The sequence below is a fragment of the Actinacidiphila sp. bgisy160 genome, from assembly GCF_965342435.1.
Lineage (GTDB): Bacteria > Actinomycetota > Actinomycetes > Streptomycetales > Streptomycetaceae > Actinacidiphila.
Genome location: NZ_CBDRCM010000105.1, coordinates 1 through 7,349 on the forward strand (window position 1 = coordinate 1; position 7,349 = coordinate 7,349).

Sequence of the window (7,349 nt, forward strand, 5' to 3'; positions counted from 1 at the left end):
AAGGTGCTGGATCGCCATCTGCAGGACAGACGATTTACCAGAGCCCCAGGGTCCGATGAGTGCGAGGACTCCGGACTCGCTCTGCGCGCGCACCTGATGGAGGAGTTCGACGGCGTGCTGGGCGAACTGCCAGCGCCCCAGCAGGTCAGGAGCGGCGGAGCTCCCGTCGACAGGATCATCGTTGAAGAATCTTTCCTCGGCCATCCGCTTATCGTGCATCACTGTGCCTGACTGGAGGCAGAGGAATTTTGGGGCCGTTACAACCCGTGGTGAACAGCGGGCCGGGGAGAATACCGTCTATGAGCACTAGCACCTCCGCCGTCCTTGGTCCCGTTGCCGGGCAGGTTGTGTTGCGCGTGGATCAGCAGGCTGGCCACGACCGTGCGGTGCGGTATCTGCGCCGGCCGGGCACCCGCGGCCTGTACGTCTCGGCGTGCGGGACGGGCAAGACGCTGGTCGGCATCCGTCTGGCGGGCACGCTCGGATCACAGCTCACTTTGGTGGTGGTGCCGACGCTCGATCTGATCGCGCAGACCGCTCTGGCCTGGCGCAGAGATGGCCGGGCTGAGGCGATGGTGGCGGTGTGTTCGATGGACACCCGGGCGCACCCAGGTCTGGCGGAGGCGAATGTCGGCTCCACCGGGGACGCCGCAGGCCTCGCCGCGGTGCTGTCGGCGGTCGGCACTGGGGTCCTGCGGGCGGTGACGGTGTTCTGTACCTATGACTCCCTGGACAAGGTCGAGGCGGCGCAGCGCATCGGCCGCAGCGTGCCGCCGTTCGATCTGGCGGTCATGGACGAGGCGCACCGCATCGCCGGCCGTGCGGACAAGAAGTGGGCGGCCGTCAACGACAACGCCCGAATCCGCGCGGACCGCCGCCTGTACATGACGGCCACTCCACGCATTTTCGGTGGTCCGGATCTGGCGGAGTCCGCGGACGTGCGCCGTCCGCGCCGCCGCCGGGCCGCGGAACCGGACCTGGAGGCGTCGGCGAACTCGATGGATTCCGAGCCGGTCTACGGCAAGAAGATCTTCGAGTATCCGCTCGCCCAGGCGGTTGCCGACGGGGTGCTGGCGGACTACCGGGTGATCGTGCCGACCATCAGCGACGAGGAGCTGCGCACCCGCCTGAATCTCCCCACCACGGCGACCGCCCCCGGCCTCGCCTCTGGGGCCGGGGGTGGGGATGCGCTGCGTACCACGGCCCTGTATCTGGCCGTGCTGAAGACGATGGCCGCACACGGCCTGAAGCGGGTCCTGGTGTATTTCCAGCTCGTCGCCGATGCGAAGCGGTTCACTCGCGAGCTCGGCCACACCCTGCGCCTGCTGCGCACCACTGCTCCCGGGCTGTGCCCGGACCTCGACCCGCTGACGCTGTACGTCGACGGTGACCACACCCCCTCCGAGCGTGCCGAGGTCTTCGCTCGTTTCGCCCAGGCCCCGTGCGCGATCATGGCGAACGCGAAGGTCGTCGCGGAGGGCGTCGACATTCCCAGCGTCGACGCGGTCGTCTTCGCCGATGTCTCCCGCAGCGTCATTCGCGTCGTCCAGGCCCTCGGCCGCGCCTTGCGCCAGCCCGCCGACGCTGGCAAGGTCGCCAGCCTGGTCATCCCCGCCTACATCCCACCCGCCGCCAACGCCCTCGACATCCTCGGCACCCCCTACGAGCCGGTCTGGGCGATCGCCACCGCGTTGGCCAGCCACGACCACCGCATCGCCGAGCGTCTCCCGAACAAGGCCAACCGCCTCCCCCGAGAGACCCGCGAGCTGATCGCGCACCGCTGGCACTTCGATTTCACCGTCCAGCCCGAACGCATCGCCCGGGCCATGGACCTGGTCTCCTTCGACCCCCGCGCCGCCGAATCCCGCCCCCGCCGCGAAGGCCTCGCCTCCGCCCAGGCCTTCCACGACGACCACGGCCACCTCGACGTCCCCGCCGACTACACCGACCCCACCGGCTACAACCTGGGCGTCTTCATCACCGGCATGCGCGACGCCCGCCGCACCGGCCGCCTCAACCCCCACGACCCCGCCGACGCCGCCTGGATCGCCGAACTCGACGCCCTCGACATGATCTGGGACAAACACGACGCCACCTGGCGTGCCCAGCTCACCACCGCCGCCGACTACCACGCTGCGCACGGACACCTCGCCATCCCCGTCACCGCCCCCGGCGGCACTTTCCTCGCCGAACAGCGTTCGCTGGCCGCCAACGGCCGCCTCGACCCGGCCCGCGCCGCCGACCTCGCCGCCATCGACGCCCACTGGCGCCTGCCCCACGGCCCCGACTGGCACCGCAAATACCACCTGCTCCGCGCCCACCTCGCCGCCGGCCACAACCCCGGCGACCTCCACATCGACATCGTCATCGGCACGGTCAAGATCGGCCGCTGGCTCCACCGCCAGCTCACCACCTTCACCACCCTCGCCCCCGGCCAGCAGCAGCTCCTGGCCGACCTCGGCCTGACGCCGGCCACCAACCCCCTGAAGGCGCCCTCCAAGGCCCGCCGGACGTTCGCCCAGACTGTCCAGCTCCTCGAGCTGTTCATCGCCCGGGAAGGGCGGCCCCCCACCGCCCGCGAGGAGATCCGCGTCGACGGAGACACCGTCAAGATCGGCCCTTGGCTCGCCAAGGCCCGCACCAAGCACCGCGCCGGCCAGCTCCCGGCCGACCACGCCACGCTGATCGCCTCCCTGTTCGACGGCGACTGGACCGACGACACCACCCCCGTCAGCGAGTTCGCCTGACCGCCCGGCAGTTCGCCTGCTGATGAGGAGCTGCCCGGCCTGATGGGGCTCGTCCGTGCTCAGGAATGGGACCGACCTGCGCGCTCCGATTCCCCACCCGCGGGTGTGACAAGCCGGCGGCGCCAGGAGCCCTTCCCGTCAGCCAGTCGGCTACTGTGACGCGCCGATAATCAACGGCGGTGAGATCGCCTTTCAGCCGGGCTGGGTGCCCGGCATCAACTCGACCCTGATGGTGTCGCTCTGCTGGATGAGGTAGATGGCGTCCACGCGCCGATCCCAGCCGACTGGCAGAAGGTAGAACCTGCCTCCCCGCTCGACCAGCTGGCGCAGGCCTGTGTACCGGTAGCGGAAGCGAAACTCTTTGCCCAGATCCACTACCTGTACCGATGGGCCGGTGATGCTGAGGCGGTCCGTGGAGTAGAGCGCCACCGCCGTCCTGCTCAAGAGGTTTCTGGCGTCGTTTTGGGCGTCCTGCACTCCCAGTTGGCCGGCCATGAGCGTTGCCGCCCAGAGAAGGAACACTGCGGCTGTGAAGGTGGGGACGGCCCTGTCGCGCAGTCCTTGGGGACGTCGCCCGCTGTTTGCTGCCGTGCTCTGGCCGATGAGGAATCCGGCAGCGATGGTGACGGGTGCGAGCCAGCGGAACGGCTGTATCGCCTGCCAGGCGATCACCAGGGCGATGCCAGCGAGGACGATCCAGACGTGGGCTCTGGCAACAACGCCGAACGCGCGGCCAGCAGCAGCCGCGAATCTGGGGGGCAGCAGCGTCGTGGGCAGAAGGCTGGGCCCCCGGGCCAGGAGGACAGCGAGTACGCAGATGATGACGACGGGCGCCCGGATGAGCCCGAGGCTGTGAATCACGAGCTCACCGAAGCCAAAGCCGAGCGCGAAGATGCTCACATGGAAGTAGGAGTAGTAGGCGTTGGCGTAGATCACGCCGAGGTAGAACATGACGGCGGCGAAGAAGGAGGCCTGCGCGATGATGCCGTTGGCCAGCTGCGTTGCTGACGTCGCGGGAGGAGACTCGGGCCGTGGCGCCAGTGTCCGAATCCGCCTGGTGGCGTGGAACGTGTAAGCCCGGCGCCGCTGGCGCCGCTGCCGGCGGGTGCTCACTGGCCCTCATCCTGGGGCGCATCCGCCGTCGGGGAGGCATCCGTGGGAAGCGGAGCCGTAGGGGACGGCTCAGCGCCGTCAGAGGGGCCATCCACAGAGTCAGCCGGTACACAGACGGCTTCGGGGTCGCTGCCGTCAGTAGGTTCGTGATCTGGCCAACTCGGCACCTGGCCATCAGGACACTCCACCGGGGCGCTGTTGGTCGGGTTGAGGGACAAACCGTTGTTGTCCTGCATCGGTCCCGTCTGCGGAGGGCTGGCTGCAGGGACTGGATCGCCCCCGTAGGACCGCTGTGTCTCGCCAGGAGTAGGCAACGCCGATCCCGCGCCAGTTCCCCCGCCCGACTCAGGTGCGCTGGGAATGCTGGGTCTTCGATCCGGCTGCGGCTGTGGTGCTGTCGCACACCCCGTGACGCATAGCGCAACGAGCAGGAAAGCAATCAATCCGTACACTCTTGCCGGTCGCGAACGCATGCCCCGCCCCCCGAAGCTTCCCAATTGAGCGTAGCGCTGACAATCCGGATGGTTCTCCAAATCAGACAACAAACAATCCCGGCCAGCGCCAGCGCCAGCGTTCGCCGAAGGCACCCAGGTAGCTTCCCCAGCGACACCGCCGCCACGACCCCTGCTGCGCGGACTTGCGCCACCAGATGTGAGCAGGCACCCACGCCACGTCTTGTGACCGCCGGCAATGGGTCAAGGCCTCGACACAGGCATGCTCACCCGCGCCAGACCCCGGCTGTCGTCGACCTGCCGGGTACCCACCCATGGCCCCGCTACTTGCTCAGCTGCGCGAGGATGCGCTGCGCTTGCCGCTCGGAGATGTTCTCTGCCTCGGCGATCTGGCCGGAGCTGATCCCGGGCGCGGCTTCGACCATGGCGCGGACGCGCTCGAGGCGCTGTTGCGCGCGGGCGAGGCGGGCGTCGGTCTCGGGCGTGCGGGGGGTGGACTCCTTGCTGCCCTTGGGACGGCCGGCGTCGGCGCGCTCGCCGGGGCGGCTGTCGGGCCAGGCGTGGATGGTGCTGCGGTACCAGGGGCGACGCCCTCGATGGTCTTGTCGGCCTTCGGGGCGTAGCCGTGGTTGATGTACGCGCGCCAGGCCTCCGGCTTGAGGTCGATGCCGAGCTTGACCAGCTCCTCGCGGGCCTCCTCGCGGTCCAGGAGATCCCCCTGGGGGACTCGTCGGCGGGCAGGGTGGGGACGTCCTTGCCGACGAGGTGTGCCCTTATCTGGGCCTTGTCCCAGTACCGCGTGCGGGCGCCGGGGCGGCTGATCGGGTCGGGCAGCTCGCTGGCGAGGGCGGGCGACAGCGCTTGCGGTTGGCGAGCTCGGCGATGCCGTTGGCAAAGATTGCGGTGCGGCCGGCGGGGATCACGGCGGTTCTCCTTGGGTCTGCACGCCGGTGTGGTGCTTCCGGCGGTGCGGTGATGGTCTGCGGGGGAGTGCCAGGTGGGCGTCGTCATCTGAGTGTCAGTTGTGACCCGATGCAGTGGGGGAGCGTCATCACTGAGTCAGCATCAGATCGCTGGCATAGTGCGGTGACCTGCGTCTGCCGACCTGATGTCCTGGCACTTCGTGGCGCTATAGGTTGGCATGGCGCGGCATCGATGCAGGACGTTTCGGTGGTACTCCTCGACCTCGATCCGGCCAGCGGCAGCTCCTGGCCGACCTCGGCTTGACGCCGGCCACGAACCCCCTGAAGGCGCCCTCCAGGGCCCGCCGGACCTTCGCCCAGACCGTTCAGCTTCTGGAGTTGTTCATCGCCCGGGAAGGCCGGCCCCCCACGGCCCGCGAGGAGATCCTCGTCGACGGAGACACCGTCAAGATCAGCCCTTGGCTCGCCAAGGCCACACCAAGCATTGCTCCGGACAGCTCCCGGCCGACCACGCCACGCTGATCGCCTCCCTGTTCGACGGCGACTGGACCGATGACACCACCCCCGTCATCCAGTTCGCATAACCGTCCGACTGATTCGCGCGCCGACGAGGAGCCGTTCGTTTGGTCGGTTTCGCGGTGGTGGAAAAGCTGTTGGCTGGTGATCGCGGAGCCGGGATACTCCGCATGTCCAGGGCGGGGGAGGTGCATGACGGTGTTCGCGTGTGCGACGTGCGACGCCGTGCTGAGCACCCCGCTGTCACAGGTCGCACTTCCCGCCCATGCCCGCCAGACCTGGGGACACGGCCTGCTGCCGGTGCTCATGGAGGCGGGGTCGTACGCAGTCGACCCGGAGCCGTTCGGGCCTCCATGGCGAAGCTGGAACGAGGTCGACGAAGACGAAGCGGCAGCCCGTGGGGTGTTCGCCCCGGTGGACTCGCTGCCCTTCGGCGACCCGGGAACGATCGTCGTCGCGCCCGGTGACACCCGCGGCACCGTCCTGATCCCGGAGCGATGCGACGGCTACTGCTGCGGGCTCGACGGGCGCGACGGCCCGAACCTCGCCTGCGAGCACTGCGGACAGCCCGTGGCGACCCGCATCGACGACTGCTCACTCTGGCAGGCCGTGCGGTTCGCCCCGCGCGCCGTACGCCGCATCCCCACCGGTGACCCCGCACCCCAGGCAGCAGACTGGCAAGCGCTGGCCACCGAGGTGCATCCCACCCCGCCGGTCGGCCCCTCCGGCGCCTGGAGCCCGCAATGGGCCGCGGCAGCCGGCGTAGCGCTGGCCCACCTCCTGGCAGCCTCGGACGGCACACCCGTGACCGTCCCCGACGGCCTGGCCGCGGAAACCCTCCGCCGCACCCTCGACACCCTGCTCCCGCAGGAGCCGCCAGCGAAGACGGCGGCGTTGGCCGGCCCAGGCCTGCTTACTCCGGGGCCTGCTCTCGACATCCTGCTCGTTCCGCAGCATCCGCGGACAGGGGAAGCGTGGCAGCCGTCCAGCAGTGCGAGGACGGTGCCCCTGCCTGCCGACGTGTGGACACACCTGGCCTTCCACCAGGAAAGGCTGCCCGTGCCCGCAGCAGGTGGACTGCCCGCCGGTGTCATCCGCGACGACCCACTGCCGATGCATCCATGGAGCGTGTTTCGGCCCGACTGGGGAGTTTTCCTCTACACGTTGGCGCGGCTCCCCGCCGTTCGGCAGCCGTGGCTGCGCAGAATCTACGACCGGGTGAAGGATCACCCCTACGCTCGGCCCTTCTAGGGGAGCCCCTTGCCGCGAGCGGTAGCTGACGTTCTCTCACGCTAAACACAAGATGGCTAGAGGCTCCCCCGCGCCGGTAGGGAGGAGAGGAGAATTCGGATTCTCAGAAATTTTTAGGGGAAGGAAGCACCTGTACTCCATGTAGCCAGAGAGACCAACCTGAGACCCAGTCACCCGCCAACCCCCGCACTGTAGCCAGCTCGGCCCGCGCCAGCGGGCCGCAGAGGACCGAAGGCGAAGCCGAAGGTCCGTCAGGGACGCGAAGCGGACCTGACCCTGAAGGCGCGTTAGCGCCATAAACTAGGCTGAAGCGAAGCGGAAGCCTAGTCAGGCCCGAAGGGCCGGCA

General features: G+C 69.0%; 5 protein-coding genes. 3 read left to right on the forward strand and 2 right to left on the reverse strand.

Annotated elements, in window-relative coordinates; translation table 11 throughout:
• A partial coding sequence (locus tag ACRWNP_RS36610) for a P-loop NTPase fold protein (protein ID WP_431969249.1) occupies positions 1-204 on the reverse strand: 204 nt, incomplete at its 3' end.
• Between the two features lie 152 nt (positions 205-356).
• Here ACRWNP_RS36610 and ACRWNP_RS36615 point away from each other — a divergent pair.
• Positions 357-2,747, forward strand: a complete 2,391-nt coding sequence (locus ACRWNP_RS36615) for a Helicase associated domain protein (protein WP_431969251.1) — start codon at positions 357-359, stop codon at positions 2,745-2,747.
• Positions 2,748-2,939: 192 nt separating this feature from the next.
• Here ACRWNP_RS36615 and ACRWNP_RS36620 read toward each other — a convergent pair whose 3' ends face one another.
• The gene (locus tag ACRWNP_RS36620) at positions 2,940-3,860 is read right to left on the reverse strand and encodes a hypothetical protein (RefSeq protein ID WP_431969253.1); all 921 of its coding nucleotides are present in this window, start codon (positions 3,858-3,860) and stop codon (positions 2,940-2,942) included.
• A 1,833-nt stretch (positions 3,861-5,693) separates the two neighbouring features.
• On the opposite strand from ACRWNP_RS36620, the gene ACRWNP_RS36625 reads away from it, so the two are divergent.
• Complete coding sequence (locus ACRWNP_RS36625; protein WP_431969255.1) at positions 5,694-5,819, forward strand: hypothetical protein; 126 nt, start codon at positions 5,694-5,696, stop codon at positions 5,817-5,819.
• Between the two features lie 124 nt (positions 5,820-5,943).
• The gene (locus ACRWNP_RS36630) at positions 5,944-7,002 is read left to right on the forward strand and encodes a hypothetical protein (RefSeq protein ID WP_431969257.1); all 1,059 of its coding nucleotides are present in this window, start codon (positions 5,944-5,946) and stop codon (positions 7,000-7,002) included.
• The last annotated feature ends 347 nt before the right edge of the window (positions 7,003-7,349 follow it).

Bases quoted from the DNA above. Each gene is read 5' to 3' on its own strand.
- ACRWNP_RS36630 (WP_431969257.1), top strand. From the start codon at position 5,944: ATGACGGTGTTCGCGTGTGCGACGTGCGACGCCGTGCTGAGCACCCCG.